Source organism: Pseudomonas sp. 24 E 13, assembly GCF_900004715.1.
In the GTDB taxonomy this organism is placed as follows: Bacteria; Pseudomonadota; Gammaproteobacteria; order Pseudomonadales; family Pseudomonadaceae; genus Aquipseudomonas; species Aquipseudomonas orientalis_A.
On the sequence record NZ_CVTO01000116.1, the window covers coordinates 43,730 to 62,398 of the forward strand.

The 18,669-nt window shown below is 61.0% G+C and carries 14 protein-coding genes; 11 read left to right on the forward strand and 3 right to left on the reverse strand.

The window, feature by feature from the left end; translation table 11 throughout:
* Positions 1 to 265: 265 nt before the first annotated feature.
* Positions 266 to 1,348: a sensor domain-containing diguanylate cyclase gene (locus tag BFP90_RS13030; protein ID WP_065896902.1), complete on the reverse strand. Its 1,083-nt coding sequence runs from the start codon at positions 1,346 to 1,348 to the stop codon at positions 266 to 268.
* A gap of 259 nt (positions 1,349 to 1,607) precedes the next feature.
* Here BFP90_RS13030 and BFP90_RS13035 point away from each other — a divergent pair, with 259 nt between their 5' ends.
* From BFP90_RS13035 to BFP90_RS13055, 5 genes are all read left to right on the forward strand, one after another.
* Complete coding sequence (locus tag BFP90_RS13035; RefSeq protein WP_065896903.1) at positions 1,608 to 2,900, forward strand: MFS transporter; 1,293 nt, start codon at positions 1,608 to 1,610, stop codon at positions 2,898 to 2,900.
* Positions 2,901 to 3,143: 243 nt separating this feature from the next.
* Positions 3,144 to 4,385 (forward strand): multidrug efflux RND transporter periplasmic adaptor subunit MexE, encoded by a 1,242-nt coding sequence (gene mexE / locus BFP90_RS13040; protein ID WP_065896934.1) that lies wholly within the window; start codon positions 3,144 to 3,146, stop codon positions 4,383 to 4,385.
* A gap of 15 nt (positions 4,386 to 4,400) precedes the next feature.
* Positions 4,401 to 7,580, forward strand: coding sequence for an efflux RND transporter permease subunit (locus BFP90_RS13045; RefSeq protein ID WP_065893313.1), 3,180 nt, complete (start codon positions 4,401 to 4,403; stop codon positions 7,578 to 7,580).
* Positions 7,577 to 8,992: an efflux transporter outer membrane subunit gene (locus tag BFP90_RS13050; protein ID WP_065896904.1), complete on the forward strand. Its 1,416-nt coding sequence runs from the start codon at positions 7,577 to 7,579 to the stop codon at positions 8,990 to 8,992. The genes BFP90_RS13045 and BFP90_RS13050 overlap by 4 nt, the downstream gene beginning before the upstream one ends.
* A gap of 220 nt (positions 8,993 to 9,212) precedes the next feature.
* Positions 9,213 to 9,737 (forward strand): hypothetical protein, encoded by a 525-nt coding sequence (locus BFP90_RS13055; protein ID WP_065896905.1) that lies wholly within the window; start codon positions 9,213 to 9,215, stop codon positions 9,735 to 9,737.
* 720 nt (positions 9,738 to 10,457) lie between these two features.
* Here BFP90_RS13055 and BFP90_RS13060 read toward each other — a convergent pair.
* Entirely contained in the window at positions 10,458 to 11,483 is a 1,026-nt protein-coding gene (locus BFP90_RS13060) for an AraC family transcriptional regulator (protein ID WP_065893316.1), read from the reverse strand.
* A gap of 168 nt (positions 11,484 to 11,651) precedes the next feature.
* Between BFP90_RS13060 and efeU the strand changes: the two genes are divergently transcribed.
* From efeU to efeO (BFP90_RS13080), 4 genes are read left to right on the forward strand one after another with little or no spacing between them, the layout of a single operon-like run.
* Positions 11,652 to 12,497 carry an iron uptake transporter permease EfeU gene (gene efeU, locus BFP90_RS13065; protein WP_065884619.1) on the forward strand — a complete coding sequence of 282 codons (846 nt, stop codon included), beginning with the start codon at positions 11,652 to 11,654 and terminating at the stop codon, positions 12,495 to 12,497.
* Positions 12,498 to 12,507: 10 nt separating this feature from the next.
* The gene (gene efeO / locus BFP90_RS13070; RefSeq protein WP_065896906.1) at positions 12,508 to 13,710 is read left to right on the forward strand and encodes an iron uptake system protein EfeO; all 1,203 of its coding nucleotides are present in this window, start codon (positions 12,508 to 12,510) and stop codon (positions 13,708 to 13,710) included.
* 13 nt (positions 13,711 to 13,723) lie between these two features.
* Entirely contained in the window at positions 13,724 to 15,028 is a 1,305-nt protein-coding gene (efeB, locus tag BFP90_RS13075; RefSeq protein WP_065896907.1) for an iron uptake transporter deferrochelatase/peroxidase subunit, read from the forward strand.
* 26 nt (positions 15,029 to 15,054) lie between these two features.
* Entirely contained in the window at positions 15,055 to 15,873 is an 819-nt protein-coding gene (efeO, locus tag BFP90_RS13080; protein ID WP_065896908.1) for an iron uptake system protein EfeO, read from the forward strand.
* Positions 15,874 to 15,957: 84 nt separating this feature from the next.
* On the opposite strand, the gene pssA is transcribed toward efeO (BFP90_RS13080), so the two are convergent.
* Positions 15,958 to 17,301, reverse strand: a complete 1,344-nt coding sequence (gene pssA, locus BFP90_RS13085; RefSeq protein ID WP_065893319.1) for a CDP-diacylglycerol--serine O-phosphatidyltransferase — start codon at positions 17,299 to 17,301, stop codon at positions 15,958 to 15,960.
* Between the two features lie 124 nt (positions 17,302 to 17,425).
* Between pssA and BFP90_RS13090 the strand changes: the two genes are divergently transcribed.
* Positions 17,426 to 17,989, forward strand: coding sequence for a TetR/AcrR family transcriptional regulator (locus tag BFP90_RS13090; protein ID WP_065896909.1), 564 nt, complete (start codon positions 17,426 to 17,428; stop codon positions 17,987 to 17,989).
* A 52-nt stretch (positions 17,990 to 18,041) separates the two neighbouring features.
* Positions 18,042 to 18,521, forward strand: a complete 480-nt coding sequence (locus tag BFP90_RS13095) for a nuclear transport factor 2 family protein (protein WP_065896910.1) — start codon at positions 18,042 to 18,044, stop codon at positions 18,519 to 18,521.
* Positions 18,522 to 18,669 lie beyond the last annotated feature (148 nt).

Below are 18,669 nucleotides of genomic sequence, written 5' to 3' on the forward strand. Positions count from 1 at the left end.
CGGAACCCTAAGCAGCCGTTACCGCAGAAACGGATATGTACTCGGTCCAATCCAACATCCTGGTCGGCCCTGAGGCCGTCATCGGGAGCAAGCCCCCTCCCACAGTTGGACCGGGATCGACTCAACATCCTGGTCGGCTCTGAGGCCATCATCGGGGGCAAGCCCCCTCCCACAGTTGGATTTGTGGGATATCAGTAAGATAGTCGTAGGCGGCCAGGCCCAACGGGGGAGCAAGCTCGGCGTCTCGCCAAAGCTGTGTAGAGACCTACGTCCCGATAGCCGAAACACACCGCATCGGACAAAACGCCAAACGGTTCCCCCCGGCCTTTTTCGACAGATACATCGCCTGGTCCGCCTTGCTGATCAGCCCATCAATCTGCGCCCCATGCTCCGGATAAAACGCCACGCCGATACTCGCGGCAATTTCCACCGTCTGCGTGCCAATCAAAATCGGCGCGTTGGCCGCCTGCAACATTCGCTGGAGCAAAGGCTCGCTGTCTTGCGCAGACTGCAACCCCACCAGCCCGGCAACAAACTCATCGCCACCGAGCCGCGCCAAGGTATCGCCTTCACGCAACGTCGCGTTGATCCGCGCCGCGACAATCTGCAACACCCGATCGCCCCAATCATGGCCGTAACTGTCGTTAAGCGCCTTGAACCCATCTAGGTCAATGAACGCAATCGCCACCTTGTGCTGGTCACTCTTCGCCTTGCCCAACGCCTGGCGCATCCGCTCGGCCAACAGCAACCGATTGGGCAACTGCGTAAGCGCGTCATACCGGGCATCACGTTCCAGCAACTGCAGGCGCTGCTTCATCTGCGTCATGTCGCTGAACAGCGCCACATAGTGCTGGACGTTCCCGTGACGGTCATGCACCGCGCTGACGCTGATACGCGAAGTCATCTGCCGTCCATCCCTGTGGCTGCTCTGGATCTCACCGGACCAATGCCCGTGGAAGTCCAGCGCGTTCTTCATCGGCGCATAAAACGTCGCCAACCGACGCACCATGGGATGGGCATTCAACGCTCGCCCGAGCACTTCATCCCGCCCGTAGCCGGTGAGCCGGCTGAAGGCCTCGTTCACAGCGATGACGCGGCCGAACGGGTCGACCAGGATGATCCCGTCGCGGGCGTGGCTGAACACGGTGACGGCCAACTCCGGGCACAGGGTACTGAGGCGACGATCAAGGGCGGCCACGTCACGGGTGGCCGGAGAGGATCGGGAGTCGAAGCCTCGCATGGCCAGGTGAGTGACCAGGAAAGACAGCGACTTATGCAGTCGGGTCAGTGCCTGCGTGGCGAGCCTGGAGTTGAGGCAGTGACGACGGATGAGGGTGCGCAGGTTCATGGCGGGACGCGGTGCTCGTTGCTGCGGTGGAGTTGAGTGCAGGGATTATCAAGACGCAGGCCTGCCGGGGTCTTTGCTCGACCGGACGCAAGCTTTGCGGGAGGGGATGGATGGAAAAATTTTCTTGCGCTTAATGTGATCAACCCTGCGACCTAACGTCGCAGCAGACAGCCCTTGGAAAATCATGCGCAAGCCGTAGAATCCCGCGCTCGTTTGCAGGCGACCGCCTGTTTCGCCGTTCGATTTTCCAGAGGTCTTTATGTCTGCGCGTTTGCTGGCCATGGCGCTGGCGCCCTTGCTGGGGCTGTTCATTGTTGCGCTGGGCAACGGCTTTCTTTCATCCCTGACGACCCTTCGACTCGACGCAGCCGGCGCATCGGCCACGATGATCGGGATCGTGTCATCGGCCTACTTCATCGGCCTGACGCTGGGCGCCGTCTTCAATGACCGGCTGATTCTGCGCATCGGGCATATCCGCGCCTACGGCAGCTTTGCCTCGCTGATTGCGGTGACCATCCTGCTGCAGGGCTTGTTCTATGACACCTGGGGTTGGTTCGTGCTGCGCCTGGTCAACGGCTGGGCCACGGTCGGGGTGTTTCTGGTGATCGAAAGCTGGCTGCTGCTGGCCGGCGACGCCAAGATTCGCGGGCGCTTGCTCGCGCTGTACATGATCGTGCTGTATGGCGCGGGCGTGCTGGGCCAGGCGGCGCTGGGCAGAATCGCCGGCCTGAGCGAGAGCGCACCGTTCATGGTGGCCGGCATGCTCGCGTCGTTGTCGGTATTGCCGATTGTGATCCTGCCCCGGGTATCGCCCCTGCTGGATCAGGTTGAACCGCTCAAGCCACGGCAACTGCTGGGCGTGACGCCGACCGGGCTGGTCGGGTGTTTCGGCTCGGGGGTCAGCATCGCGGCGATCTACACCTTGCTGCCGCTGTACCTGCAACGCGCCGGCCTGAACGTTGGCGACGTCGGCAGCATGATGGCCTGGACGATCCTCGGCGCCATGCTGTTGCAATACCCGGTCGGACGCTGGTCCGACCACAAGGATCGCTTGCAGGTGCTGACCATTTTGGCAGTGGCCTGCACCCTGTTGTCCCTGCTGATCGTACTGCTGCCCTTGTCGTCGATGCTGCTTGCGCTGCTGCTGTTCCTGCTCGGCGGCGCGGTGTTCGCGCTGTACCCGGTCGCCGTCAGCCATGCCGCCGACCGCGCGCCTGCCGACGCGTTGGTACCGATGATCCAGGGCCTGTTGCTGATCAACTCGCTGGGCTCGGCCATCAGTCCGATGATGATCTCACCGGTGATGAATTCGTTCGGCGCCAACGGCCTGTTCTGGGTATTTGCGCTGGTGAACCTGTGCATGGTCACCTTCTTCCTGTGGCGACGCGGCAAACGCCCCGTCCCGGCCAACCCCGCGCCGTTTGCGGCAGCGGCAACGTTCTCGCCGACGGGCGCCGAACTGCGGGTCACCGAGGACTTGCGCCAGGCGGTGCAGGAGCACCCACCCATGGTCGATGCCTTGAGCGGTGAGCCGGCTCAGCCTCAGCCGTAAAAGCCAGCCGATTGTCCCGGCCTGCGTGGCCGGGACACTACCGGTGAGTTTAGATACGTCAGCAACAACAGTGTTTTGTCATCACGCACATTGATAGCTTCCTAACAAAACCTGCACACTAGGGGGCTGTCTTCGGCGCTTATATCATTCCGAATGATAGTCACCTTTGCTTCATTCGATTCGTGACATACCGCCTCCCCGCGCATGATCCGCCCATCTCAAATACATTGGCGGATGCACCTCATGGAACAGTCACTCAAACATTTGCGCTTGCCCCTGGCGATATTGGCCGTGGTGGTGATGAGCGCGTGCGGCAAGACCCCGGACCAAGCGGCCGCCATGCCTGCCGCCAAGGTCAGCGTGGCCAAGGTGCTGGAACAGCCGGTCAACGAGTGGGATGAATTCACCGGGCGCCTGGAAGCCCCGGAAACCGTACAGATTCGCCCACGGGTTTCTGGCCAGATTGACCAAGTCGCTTTCACCGAAGGCGCTTTGGTCAAGAAAGGCGACCTGCTGTTCCAGATCGACCCGCGCCCGTTCCAGGCCGAAGTGCGCCGCCTTGAAGCTCAGCTCGCGCAGGCCAAGGCCGCCGCCACCCGCAGTGAAAACGAAGCACAACGCGGCGAACGCCTGCGCCAGAGCAATGCGATCTCCGCCGAACTCGCCGACTCGCGCGCCACCGGCGCCCAGGAAGCCCGCGCCGCCATGGCCGGGATCCAGGCGCAGTTGGACCTGGCCAAGTTGAACCTGAGCTTTACCCGCGTCACCTCGCCCATCAGCGGCCGCGTCAGCCGTGCCGAAATCACCGCCGGCAACCTGGTGACCGCCGACACCACCGCGCTGACCAGCGTGGTCTCCACCGACAAGGTCTACGCCTATTTCGATGCCGATGAGCGTGTGTTCCTCAAGTACACCGAGTTGGCCCGCCAAGGCCGTCGCGGCGCGACCACGCCGGTGTACCTGGGCCTGTCGAATGAAACCGGCAACCCGCACCTGGGCCAGATGAATTTCGTCGACAACCAGGTCAACCCGGCCACCGGCACCATCCGCGGACGTGCAGTGTTCGACAACAGCAAGGGCGAATACACCCCTGGCCTGTATGCACGCCTGAAGCTGGTGGGCAGCGGCACCTACTCCGCCGTGCTGATCAACGACGAAGCCGTGGGCACCGACCTGGGCAAGAAGTTCGTACTGGTGATGGAAGGCGACAAGCCGGCCTATCGCGCCGTGGAACTGGGTCCGAAGATCGAAGGCTTGCGCATCGTGCGCAGCGGCTTGAACAAGGACGACACCATTATCGTCAAGGGCCTGCAGCGCGTGCGTCCGGGCTCTCCGGTGGCGCCGGAAACCATTCCGATGGCCAGCCAGGAAACTCTTGCCGCCCTGGCCCAACAACGACAAGCGCTTGAAGCCAGCAACCTGGAGCAAGTGGCGCCGGAAAAAACCGCGCCCAAGCTTGCCAGCAGCGCGACTCCACGCGGTTAAGGGATACGACTCAAGATGAATTTTTCCAAGTTCTTCATATCGCGGCCGATCTTCGCAGCGGTGCTGTCGCTGTTGATCCTGATCGCCGGCGCCATCTCGCTGTTCCAGCTGCCGATCAGTGAATACCCGGAAGTGGTGCCGCCGACCGTGGTGGTACGCGCCAACTTCCCGGGTGCGAACCCCAAAGTCATCGGCGAAACCGTGGCGGCGCCGCTGGAGCAAGCCATTACCGGCGTCGAGAACATGCTGTACATGTCCTCGCAGTCGACCGCCGACGGCAAGCTGACCCTGACCATCACCTTCGCCCTGGGCACTGACCTGGACAACGCGCAAGTGCAGGTACAAAACCGGGTGACGCGCACTCAGCCAAAACTGCCCGAGGAAGTGACACGCATCGGTATCACCGTGGACAAGGCCTCTCCCGACCTGACCATGGTGGTGCACTTGACCTCCCCGGATCAGCGTTACGACATGCTGTACCTGTCCAACTACGCGATCCTCAATATCAAGGATGAGCTGGCCCGCCTGGGCGGCGTCGGCGACGTGCAGTTGTTCGGCATGGGCGACTATTCCCTGCGCGTGTGGCTGGACCCGAACAAGACCGCTTCGCGCAACCTGACCGCGACCGATGTGGTCACGGCGATTCGCGAGCAGAACCGTCAAGTGGCCGCCGGTGCCCTGGGCGCGCAGCCTGCGCCGAGTGCCACCAGCTTCCAGTTGTCGGTCAATACCCAAGGCCGCCTGGTCACCGAGGAAGAGTTCGAGAACATTGTGATTCGCGCCGGCGCCAACGGTGAAATCACGCGGCTCAAGGACATCGCTCGGGTCGAGCTGGGCTCCAGCCAATACGCGCTGCGCTCGTTGATCGATAACCAGCCGGCCGTGGCGATTCCGATTTTCCAGCGACCCGGTTCCAACGCCATCGACATCTCCAACGATGTACGCGCGAAAATGGCCGAGCTGAAAAAGAGCTTTCCGGCGGGGATGGACTACCGCATCGCCTATGACCCGACGATCTTTGTGCGCGGCTCCATCGAAGCGGTGGTGCATACCCTGTTCGAAGCACTGATCCTGGTCGTGCTGGTGGTGATCCTGTTCCTGCAGACCTGGCGCGCCTCGATCATTCCGCTGGTGGCGGTCCCGGTCTCCCTGATCGGTACGTTTGCGGTGATGCACCTGTTCGGCTTCTCGCTCAACGCGCTGTCCCTGTTCGGCCTGGTACTGGCCATCGGGATCGTGGTGGACGATGCCATCGTGGTGGTGGAGAACGTCGAGCGTAATATCGAGCTGGGCCTGGAGCCGTTCCCGGCCACTGAAAAGGCCATGAGCGAAGTGACCGGCCCGATCATCGCCACGGCGCTGGTGCTGTGCGCGGTGTTCATCCCGGCCGCCTTTATCAGCGGCTTGACCGGACAGTTCTACAAACAGTTCGCCTTGACCATTGCCATCTCGACAGTGATCTCGGCGTTCAACTCGCTGACGCTGTCGCCTGCCCTGGCCGCCGTGTTGCTGCGGGCCCACGATGCGCCGAAGGATCGTTTCTCCAGGTTCCTCGACAAGATTTTCGGCGGCTGGTTGTTCCGTCCGTTCAACCGCTTCTTCGAAAAGGCCAGCCATGGCTACGTGGGGACCGTCCGCCGAGTGATTCGCGGCAGCGGCATTGCCCTGTTCGTGTACGCCGGCCTGATGGTGCTGACATTCTTCGGTTTTGCCCACACCCCGACCGGTTTCGTCCCGGCCCAGGACAAGCAATACCTGGTGGCCTTCGCCCAACTGCCCGACGCTGCAAGCCTTGATCGCACCGAAAGCGTGATGAAGCGCATGTCGGAGATCGCCCTGAAACAACCTGGCGTGGAAGCTGCGATTGCCTTCCCCGGCCTGTCGATCAACGGTTTCACCAACAGCCCCAACAGCGGCATCGTGTTCGTGACCTTGAAACCCTTCGACGAGCGTAAGGACGCGAGCATGTCCGCCGGTGCGATTGCCGGTGCACTGAACGGTCAATACGCCAATATCGAAGAAGCCTACATGGCGATCTTCCCGCCGCCGCCGGTACAAGGCCTGGGCACCATCGGCGGGTTCCGCCTGCAGATCGAAGACCGTGGCAACCTCGGCTATGACGAGCTGTACAAAGAAGTGCAGAACGTCATCGCCAAGAGCCACAACGTGCCCGAGCTGTTCGGCCTGTTCACCAGCTACACGGTGAACGTGCCGCAAGTCGACGCGGCCATCGACCGTGAAAAGGCCAAGACCCATGGCGTGGCGATCAGCGACATCTTCGACACGCTGCAGGTCTACCTGGGCTCGTTGTATGCCAACGACTTCAACCGCTTCGGACGCACCTATCAAGTCAACGTGCAGGCCGAGCAGCAGTTCCGCCAGGACGCCGACCAGATCGGCCAGTTGAAAGTGCGTAACAACAAGGGCGAGATGATCCCGCTGGCGACCTTTATCAAAGTCAGCGACACCTCGGGCCCCGACCGCGTGATGCACTACAACGGCTTTATCACCGCTGAAATCAACGGCAACGCCGCACCGGGCTACAGCTCCGGCCAGGCCCAGATAGCCATTGAAAAGCTGTTGAAAGATGAACTGCCCAACGGCATGACCTATGAGTGGACCGACCTGACCTATCAGCAAATCCTCTCGGGCAATACCGCGCTGTTCGTGTTCCCGCTCTGCGTACTGCTGGCGTTCCTGGTACTGGCCGCCCAATACGAAAGCTGGAGCCTGCCGCTGGCGGTGATCCTGATCGTACCGATGACGCTGCTGTCGGCCATCACCGGGGTGATTCTCTCGGGCAGCGACAACAACATCTTCACCCAGATCGGCCTGATCGTACTGGTGGGCCTGGCCTGCAAGAACGCGATCCTGATCGTCGAGTTTGCCAAGGATAAACAGCAGGAAGGCCTCGACCCGCTGGCTGCGGTACTGGAAGCCTGCCGCCTGCGTCTGCGGCCGATCCTGATGACTTCCTTCGCCTTCATCATGGGGGTGGTGCCGCTGGTGCTGTCCAGCGGTGCTGGTGCCGAGATGCGCCATGCCATGGGTGTGGCGGTGTTCTCCGGGATGATCGGGGTGACCTTCTTCGGTCTGTTGCTGACGCCCGTGTTCTACGTACTGATCCGGCGTTATGTGGAGCGCCAGGAAGCGCGCAAAGCGGCCAAGGCCTTGAAGCTGGAGACACAGCAATGAGTGTGAAAATATTCCTGCCGAGCCTGCTGGTACTGGCGCTCGCCGCCTGTGCCGTAGGCCCGGACTACAAGACCCAACAACTGGAGGCGGCCAATATCACGGCCGCCGCCGACAGCAAAAGCTACGACCACGCCAAATACGAAGGCATCTGGTGGCAGCAGTTCGAAGACCCGACGCTTAACCAACTGGTGACCCAGTCGTTGAGCGGCAACCGTGATTTACGCGTAGCGTTTGCCCGCCTGCGGGCGGCACGTGCGATTCGCGATGACGCGGCCAACGACATCATGCCGGTGGTCACCTCCCGCGCCAGCAGTGAAGTGGGCAAAGGCCAGATTCCGGGCCAGACCACCAAACGTGTCAACAGCGAGCGCTATGACCTGGGCCTGGACATGGCCTGGGAAGTCGACCTGTTCGGGCGCATCCGCCGCAACCTGGAAGCCAGCGACGCCGACCAACAAGTGGCCGAAGCCGACCTGTACCAACTGCAAGTCAGCATGATTGCCGAACTGGTGGACGCCTACGGCCAACTGCGCGGTGCGCAACTGCGAGAACGCATCGCCCTGGACAACCTGAAGAACCAGCAGGACTCGCGCTCCATCACCGTGAGCCTGCGCGATGCCGGTGTGGGTGATCAGCTTGACGTGGAACGTGCCGATGCGCGCCTGGCAGCGGTGGAAGCCAGCGTGCCGCAACTGCAGGCCGAGCAAGTGCGCGAGCGTAACCGCATCGCCACCCTCCTCGGCCAGCGCCCGGACAAACTGAGCGTGGACCTGAGCCCCAAAGACCTGCCGGCGATTGCCAAGGCATTACCGATCGGCGATCCGGGGCAACTGCTGCAACGACGCCCGGACATCCTCAGCGCCGAACGCAAACTGGCCGCCGCCACCGCGCGGATCGGCGTAGCCAAGGCCGACCTGTTTCCACGGGTCAGCCTCAGCGGCTTCCTCGGCTTCACCGCCGGGCGCGGCTCGCAGATCGGTTCGGCCGCCGCGAATGCCTGGTCCCTGGGCCCGAGCATCACCTGGGCCGCATTCGACCTGGGCAGCGTGCGCGCCCGCTTGCGCGGTGCGAATGCCGAAGCCGAAGGCGCCCTGGCAACCTATGAGCAGCAAGTGCTGCTGGCCCTGGAAGAATCCGAAAACGCTTTCAGCGACTACGGCAAGCGCCAGCAACGCCTGGTCTCGCTGATCCGCCAAAGCGAATCCAGCCGCGCCGCCGCCGACCTCGCCGCGATCCGCTACCGCGAAGGCACCGTGGACTTCCTGGTGTTGCTCGACGCCCAACGCGAACGCCTGGCCGCCGAAGACGCCCAGGCCCAGGCCGAAGTGGACCTGTATCGCGGCATAGTGGCGATCTACAAGGCGTTGGGTGGCGGCTGGCAGCCGGACACGGTGGTCGCCGGCAACAAGTGATGTAAAGAGCTCCTTTGGTTGGTCGCATCCAGCCAATTTTTAGCCCTGCGATCCATTCGGTCGCGGGGCTTTTTTTTTGCCCGGTTATCAGTGAGTCAAACAGTTTTCGCCTGTTGGTAATCCTTATCCGTCAGACACTTCCCAAATTTCCAAATGACTTAAATATCATTCAAAAGAGGTCGATAACGGGACGTACCCTTCATCCTATAAGGAGACGAACATGGACATGAGAGTGACAATACCTAATGTACTTTCCAAACAGACAGATGCGGTCGTCATCAAGAACCCGGAAAAGGTCACGAATGCGTTCACCATTACGGAGGAGTCAAACGCCGTTGACGAACTGCGAATGTGGCAGCAAGACGAACTGGCGGATTTGAAAGCGTTTTTGAAGAAGTATGATATGACGTCTATCAGCACCGATGAGCTTAAGCAGGTGGGGCGGCGGTTGTTCGATAGCAAGATAATCGATGGAAACGCTTTTGGTATGTTCACAATGGGAGACGGTGCATTTGACGTCGACGGGCGTCAAACAAATACCCATGTAAAGTTCAATGCGATCGCCTTGTTTGATGAGAAGCTGGATGACTACCTGAATTTTGTTAAGAGCAACCCTAATGTTGGTCGCTCGCAGGGCATCCCTGAGTATATACAAGGCATGGTGGACGCTAACCGCGCACTTAATGCGCTGGCGTATTTCGTGAACTCTTCAAAGGGTGATCTCTCGGTCGAGGAGCGTGCCTGAATTGGATTCAGCAGACACCCGCCGTAGTGTGCCAGAGATCCTGGCACACTACGATTTGCCAGGGATCAGCGGCCGTATCTGACAGTGCCAGCGTAGGACTTTGGCACCTCATCAGGATTATGAAGCCTAACTCGATAAGTACCAAGGGCTCCCAGCCAAGATGCACTTGCTGATAAGGGATTACCCGCTACTACTTTCCATGAATTCCCTATTTGTTGATCAATGTAGATTTGAGGCGCCCTTCCGGCACCGCCGGCAGAGACCATCGCATCTATATTTGCATTGGAACAGCCATTAGCTCCCGTTATCTGGAAGGGTCCATTAGCGACTCCATGCTCTCCAGGCTCTATTGTTCCGCTAAAACTCTCCGAGATATTCAAGCACAGTGCCGACGCCTGAACCGAGGCCAGCATCAACGCGGCAAAGGGTAACGCAACGAAACGATTCATAAGTTCATCATCAAGTTATTGATTGGAGACGTAACATATGAAGGTCATCACACCACGCTTTAATGGGTATCCAGCAAACCCTCACAGTTAATAACGCGACCCGTACGGCCTGAATCGTCCGACTTCATCCATCTACCGAGTAGGATCACGGTTAAAACTGTGCACGATTTTTTATTCCGGATATGCCAGCCGCTTCCTAAAAACAACAAGGAAGGCTCTGTCATACCCAAGTGAAAGAAACTGTAAGTTGCTTCCTAGTCCCGCACCGGCGCTACATTCCAGGCGTTATCTCATTCAGAATCAAACTCCGATAATGCCCCGGATTCGAGCCCGACCATTTACGGAATGCCTTATAGAAAGAACTCGCATCGGCAAACCCCAGTCGCTCGGCAATCTCGGCAAAGCTGATCTGCGGCTCCGCCAGCCATACAACTGCCAGCTCCTTGCGCACGCTGTCCTTGAGGCCCTGATAAGTCTGCCCTTCTTCTGCCAGGCGGCGGCGCAAGGTGGAGGCGGAGATGCACAAGGTGGCTGCCAGGCCCTCCGTTTCCGGCCAGGTGTCGGGAGGCATCTGCCGAAGGTCGTGTTTGATGCGCGTGGCGAGGCTTTCGGGATCGCGGTATTTGACCAGGATGTTAGCCGGTGCATGGGCGAGAAAACGTTGGAGCTCCTGCGGGCTGCGCTTGATCGGCAGGTCCAGGCAGTCGGCGGAAAAGATCATACGGGTGCGTGGGCGATCAAAGCGCAGGTTGTCGGAAAACATCACCTGGTAATCATCACAAAAATCCGGACGGCCGCAGCGCAGTTCGATGGCCAGGATCGGAATGCGCCGCCCGGCCAGCCAGCAGGCAACGCCGTGCACGATCATCCAATAGGTGAAATAGGTGAACGCGCGCTTGGGCTCAGGCTCGGGCTCAAGCAGAACGATCTCCGCCAGGCTCTGTTGACGCACCAACTGGGCAGGCATGCGCTCGAGCATCAGCGACAGAAAACCCAACCCGGTTTCCAGGCCGGCCATCAGGCTCGGTTGTGCCATGGCGGCGCGACACAGAAACGCCAGGCTGCCACTTTTGAGCTTGCGCGGGTCCATGCCAAAAAACTCGTCATCCCTGCGCCGTGCCAGCAAACGCCACAGGCGCGCATAGGCCGTGGCCGGGACACGGGCATCGGGCTGCTCAAGCAACGCAGGATCAATCCCGACTTTGCTCAATGCCTCGACAGTGGCCGCACCAGGCGCACAGCTTTGCAGCAAGGCTTCACGCACAAGGTGGATGGAGATGGTGTCTTTTTCCGACATGGGATGTTGAGTTGTCCGACTGCAAACCAGGTGGCCTGCATCATAAGGGCGGTTGCGCTTCGCCACCACCGTTCAGCCGAGGTTCAGCAAAGGTCAATATTTCTTGTTTAGCAATGAGTATCATTATGTTACAACTTAGCTTCCTATCTAGTTACGCCGTGGTACCCGATGCTCGTTCCTTTTTTAATCATGCTGCGCGAAGGCATTGAGGCGGCGTTGATCGTTGGCATCATCGCCAGTTACCTGCAACAGACCGGGCGCGGCCAGTGGATGCCCGCCGTGTGGATCGGTGTATTTCTCGCCGCTGCCCTGTCGTTGCTGGTGGGCGGTGGGCTGGAACTGGTCAGCGCCGAATTCCCGCAGAAACAGCAGGAATTGTTCGAAGGCATCGTCGGACTGGTCGCGGTGGGCATCCTCAGTTCCATGGTGTTCTGGATGCGCAAGGTGGCGCGCTCCATCAAGCATTCGCTGCATGAGTCCCTTGACCATGCCTTGGCCGGCTCCCGGCATCAAGTGTTTGCACTGATCGCCATGGTGTTTTTCGCGGTGGCCCGCGAAGGCCTGGAAACGGTGTTCTTTCTGCTCGCCGTGTTCCAGCAGAGCGAAGGCCCCGGCGCGCCGATGGGCGCCCTGCTCGGCCTGATCCTCGCGATTGTCGTAGGCTTTTTGATCTATTCCGGCAGCATGCGCCTGAACCTCGGCGCGTTTTTCCGCTGGACCGGGCTGTTCATTCTCGTGGTGGCGGCCGGCATCCTCGCCAACTCGGTGCAGGCCCTGCATGAAGCGGGCGTGTGGAATCACCTGCAAACCGTGCTGTTCGATTTCAGCGCCGCGCTGCCAATGGACAGCCCGCTCGGCTCAGTGCTCGCCGGTATGTTCGGCTATCAGGAAGCACCGACCGTCAGCACGCTCGGCGCTTATCTGATCTACCTGGTGGTGGCGCTGGTGATGTTCTTCCTGCCCGCGCCGTCCGCCAAGCCTGTCACGCCCACTTCTTCCGTCTCCAGCCAGTAAGGACCGTCCCTTGTCCAGCCCAACTCCTCAACCGGCCCCGCCGTCCCGCGCGCTGCGCTGGGCCCTGGCCGGCTCGGTGGTCGTGATGATCGCCGCCGGCGGCCTGTTCTATTACGCCTCGCAGCTGGCCGCCGGCAAGCGCCAGGCCAACCACAATGAAATCGCGGTGACCATCCACGGCCACGCCTGCGAGCCCAACGCTCTGACGGTGCCGGCCGGGCGCGCGAGCTTTCGCATCATCAACCGCTCCGATCGCGCAGTGGAATGGGAAATCCTCGACGGCGTGCTGGTCGTCGAAGAGCGGGAGAATATTGCCCCAGGCTTGAGCCAGGTGATCAACGCCAACCTGCTGCCCGGCGACTACGCCATTACCTGCGGCCTGCTGAGTAACCCGCGCGGCACCTTGCATGTGACGCCCACGGCTGAATCCGACGCCCAGGCCAAGGCCAAGCCGTCGATGGTGGCGTTTATCGGGCCGCTGTCGGAGTTCCGCGTGTACCTGAGCGGCCAAGGCAGTGCACTGGTCAAGGCTGTGACGGCGTTGCAGCAGGCGATTGCTGCGGGCGACCTCGCCCAGGCCCAGGCCTTGTACGTACCGGCCCGCGAGGCCTACCAACGCCTGGCGCCGGCCTCGCAACGTTTGGCCGAGTTGGACAACGCAATCAACGCCCGCGCCGACTACTTCGAAAAACGCGAGCAGGACCCGGCCTTCAGCGGCTTCCACCGCCTGGAATACAGCCTGTTCCAGCAGCGCAGCCTTGATGGCCTGGCGCCCGTTGCGCAGCGTTTGGTCGACGACGTCACCACGCTCAAGCAACAGTTGCTCGCGCAATCGCTGCCGCCGGAGCAACTGGTGGGCATTGTGGTGCGCAACCTCAACAGCCTCGCCGATGTCCGTGCCGCCAGCGGTGAAGAAGAACGCTACAGCCATATCGACCTCAACGGTTTCGCGGCCAACCTGCAGGTGGCGCACAAAGTGGTCGACCTGATGCGCCCACTGTTGACCCAGTCGGCGGCCGACCTGCTGCCGACCATCGACAGCGCACTGGCGCAATTGGATGCCGAACTGGCCGGTTTCAAAGTCGGCAGCCGCTACAGCACGTACGACAGCGTCACGGCCGATCAGCGCAAGCAGATCGCCGACAAGGCCAAGGCACTGGCCGCCGCACTCGATGGAATCGACCCCGCCCTCGGCCTTTCCGGCCTGCAGTGAGACGAACGCACACATGAGTGATCCCCAACAATTCAACCTTCAGCGTCGCCGTGTCCTGCTCGGCATGGCGGCCACCGGCGCGGCCATTGCCGGCAGCACCCTGACCTGCCCGGCCATGGCTGCGGCCGCCGAACAAGTCACCACCGCGCCGCGCAGCGACAAGACCCAGGACCACCACGCGTTCTTCGGCCGGCACCAGAGCGGTATCGTCACCCCGCGCCCGGCCTGCGGCATGGTGGTGGCCTTCGACGTGCTGGCCGGCGACCGCGAAGACCTGGAACGTCTATTTCGCACCTTGAACGAGCGCATCGCGTTCCTGATGAGCGGCGGCACCGTGCCGCAGGTCGACCCGAAACTGCCGCCCACCGACTCCGGCATCCTCGGCCCGGTGGTCACCCCGGATAACCTGACCATCACGGTGTCCGTCGGCGAGTCGTTGTTCGATGAGCGCTTCGGCCTCGCTGCCGCCAAACCCAAGCGCCTGATTCGCATGGTCGGCTTTCCCAACGATGCGCTGGAGCCGGCACAGTGTCACGGCGACCTCAGCCTGCAGTTCAGCTCCAATACACCGGACACCAATATCCACGCCCTGCGCGACATCGTGAAGAACCTGCCGGACCTGTTGCTGGTGCGCTGGAAACAGGAAGGCAGCGTACCGCCCCAGGCGCCGGCCAAACCCGGCGAGCCTGCGCAAAGTGCGCGCAACTTCCTGGGCTTTCGTGACGGCTCGGCCAACCCCGACTCCAACGACGCCAAGGCCATGGACCGCATCGTCTGGGTCCAGCCCGGCAGCGACGAACCGGCCTGGGCCGCCCATGGCAGCTACCAGGCGGTGCGCATCATCCGCAACTTCGTCGAGCGCTGGGACCGTACCCCGCTGCAGGAACAGGAAAGCATCATTGGCCGCGTCAAACCCACCGGCGCGCCGATGGGTGGCGATAAAGAGTCCCAGGTGCCCGATTACAGCAATGACCCGGAAGGCAAGTTGACCAAGCTCGATGCGCACATCCGCCTGGCCAACCCGCGCACGCCCCAGACCCAGGCCAACCTGATCCTGCGCCGGCCGTTCAACTACTCCAACGGTGTGAATAAAAACGGTCAGCTGGACATGGGGCTGTTGTTCATCTGCTACCAGGCTGACCTGGAGAAAGGCTTTATCAGCGTGCAAACCCGGCTCAACGGCGAGCCCCTGGAGGAGTACCTCAAGCCGGTCGGCGGCGGTTATTTCTTCACCTTGCCGGGCGTCACGGGCGCTGACGATTTCATCGGGCGCTCGCTGCTCGCGGCAACGCCCCTTCAAACTACTGCCAACACCTAAAACAAACTCAGAGCGGATACCGTCCCATGAAAAAGTCGACCCTCGCGTTGTCGTTGCTGATCACCCTTTCGCCACTGGCCGCGTTCGCCGCCACGGCACCGCTGGACCTGGTAGGGCCGGTGTCCGACTACAAGATCTACGTCACCGAAGAGATCGGTGAACTGGTCACCCAGACCCAGGCCTTCACCGCCGCCGTGAAAAAAGGCGACCTGGCCACCGCGAAAAAACTCTACGCGCCGACGCGGGTGCACTATGAGTCCATCGAACCGATTGCCGAGCTGTTCAGCGACCTCGACGCCTCCATCGACTCACGGGTCGACGACCACGAAAAAGGCGTGAAGGCTGAAGACTTCACCGGCTTTCACCGCATCGAATACAGCCTGTTTTCCGAGAACACCACCCAGGGCCTCGACGCCCTCACCGACAAGCTCAACAGCGACGTGCTGGACCTCAAGACCCGCGTGGACGGCCTGACTTTCCCACCGGAAAAAGTCGTCGGCGGTGCCGCAGCGCTGCTTGAAGAAGTGGCCGCCACCAAGATTTCCGGCGAAGAAGACCGCTACAGCCACACCGACCTGTATGACTTCCAGGGCAATATCGACGGTGCGAAGAAAATCGTTGACCTGTTCCGTGGCCAGATCGAAAAGCAGGACAAAGGGTTCCTGGCCAAGGTCGACAAGAACTTTGCCACCGTGGACAAGATCCTCGCCAAGTACAAGACCCCGGACGGCGGGTTTCAGACCTACGACAAGGTCAAGGATAACGACCGCAAGGCCCTGGTGGGCCCGGTCAATACCCTGGCCGAAGACCTGTCGATGCTGCGCGGCAAGTTGGGCCTGAACTAATCGGGCCTGAGCCAGGCCGCCCGCGCAAAAAAAACACCCAGGCCCCGTGGGGGGCCTGGGTGTTTTTTTATGGGCCGGGTGAGTTTACAGGATCCGGTACAGCAACCGCTCGATACGCACCCTGCTCACCCGCCGCAGGAACTTGCCCACCGCCGCCGGATAATCCACCAGCGTCTGCAATTGCTGGTAACCGGCAATGCGCGTGGCGTGCTGGAAAATATGCGCCAGCTCCTGCGCTCGCGGCGCCAGCCATTCGCCCTTGGGGTCGTCGATCAGCAAGGCGTTTTCCAGGTCGAGCCGAAAAGCCCTCGGGTTGAGGTTGTTGCCGGTCAGCAAGGTGTAACGCTCGTCGACCCACATGCCCTTGAGGTGGTAGCTGTGGTCACCGTCACGCCACAGGTGCAGGTTCAACTGGCCGCTGTCGATCATCGGCTGGTGGCGCTTGGCAAAGCGACGCAGGCTGATCTCATACAGATAAGGCAAGGCTGCGATCACCTTGAAAGGTTCGCTGGGCGGAATGTAGAAGTCGTTGGCGGTCTTGTCGCCGACGATGATGTCGATCTTCACGCCGCGCGCCAGGGCCCGGTTGATCTCTCGAGTCACCGGCAGCGGCAGGTTGAAATACGGCGTGCAGATCGTCAGTTGCTGCTGGGCGCTGGCGATCAGTTCCAGGATTACCCGGCTGAGCGGGTTGTTCTTGCCCACACCGAGCAGCGGGCTGACCTGCAAGTGCCCGTTGGGCAACTGCCCGGCGCTGGTGTCGTACGTCGCGTGCTTGAGGCGGCTGCGCAGGTCACCGATGTCGTTGCGCAGGCTGCGGGTGGTGGGCGGGTTGGGCAGGTCGAGGCGATGCACCGCCTTGGACGCCACCAGGCCATGCTCCACCAGGTGCTGCATGGAATCGGCCAGCGGCTGGCTGTGGATCAGGTGATAACGGTCGAAGCGGTACTTGTCGAACTTGTGCAGGTACACATTGTTCAGGCTGGCGCCGCTGTACAACACCGTGTCGTCGATCACGAAGCCCTTGAGGTGCAATACGCCGAACAACTCACGGGTTTGCACCGGCACGCCGTACACCGGCACTTCAGTGGTATGGCTCTGGGTCATGGCCTGGTACCAGGCGCTGTTGCCCGGCTGCTTGCCGGCGCCAATCAGCCCACGCTGGGCGCGCAGCCAGTCGACCATCACCACGATGTCCAGCTCCGGCCGTGCGGCCTTGGCGGCGTGCAGTGCGTCGTAGATCTCCTGCCCCGCTTCATCCTGCTGCAAGTACAACGCAACGATGTAGATGCGCCGGGTGGCCTGCGGAATTTTCTCCAGCAGGCAACGCCGATAGGCATCGGCGCCAGACAGCACCTCGATGGCCTCGGTGGACACTGGGAAACCGCGCAGTTTGGGCAACAGGGAGCGTTTGAAGAACGACGGCATAAGGCTCGCAAAGGGTCGAATCCGAAGAGGCCCAAAGCTTACACCATGAGGATGCTCAGGTCTCGTCAGCGCTAACCGAAAAAGCTCCTTGACCAAGAAGAACGATCGTTCTACTGTTCAAGTCATGAACGATATGACCTCTAATGAAACACGCGACATCATTCTCGACGTTACCGAGAAGCTGATTTATCGCCATGGCATCGCGGCCACCGGTATGGACTTGCTGGTGAAAACGGCCGGCGTCTCGAGAAAGAGCATCTACCGCTATTTCGCCAACAAGGATGAACTGGTGATTGCCGCCCTGCAGCGCCGCGACGAACGCTGGATGCACTGGCTGCGCACGCACGTGGAGCGCAGCAACGACAGTGGCGAGCGCCTGCTGGCGCTGTTCAGCGCATTGAAAAGCTGGTTCGGCTCGGCGGATTTCCGTGGCTGCGCCTTTATCAATACCAGTGGCGAGACCGGCAACGCGCAAGACCCGGTACGCCTGTTGGCCAAGGCTCACAAACGCAAACTGTTCGAGTACGCACTCGAGTTATGTCACGCACATGGCACCCCCGACCCGGAGCGGCAGGCCGCACAACTGCTGATCCTGATTGATGGCGCCATTACCGTTGCCCTGGTGATGGGTGATTCAACGGCTGCCGATAATGCGCAGGATATGGCACGAACATTATTGGCACTTTGAACCGCACGCCTGGCAACTTTCGATCCACTGTATTGTTTTCAGGAGTTGCTCTATGTCCACTGACGCAGAAGTACGCCCGCCACTGCCGCCCTTTACCCGCGAATCGGCCATCGAAAAAGTGCGCCTGGCCGAAGACGGCTGGAACTCCCGCGACCCGCATCGGGTTTCACTGGCGTATACGCTGGACACCCAATGGCGCAACCGCGCCGAGTTTGTCCACAACCGCGAACAAGCCGAGGGTTTTCTCACGCGCAAATGGGCCAGGGAACTGGACTATCGATTGATCAAGGAGTTATGGGCGTTTACCGACAATCGCATTGCCGTGCGCTATGCCTACGAATGGCACGATGACTCCGGCAACTGGTTTCGTTCATACGGTAACGAGAATTGGGAATTCGATGAGAACGGCCTGATGGCCAACCGCTTTGCGTGCATCAACGACCTGCCGATCAAGGCAAGCGAACGCAAGTTCCACTGGCCGTTGGGGCGGCGTCCGGATGATCATCCGGGGTTGTCGGAATTGGGCCTGTAACCTGTGGGAGGGGGCTTGCCCCCGATGAGCATAGGTATCTACACAACTCTCTAGCGCCCAACCGTAACCACGATGCGCAGCGAGTCGCTCTTGATCTTGATCTGCTTTTGATCTCAGGCGCCCCGTTAAACCACGCTGGCCGAACGCA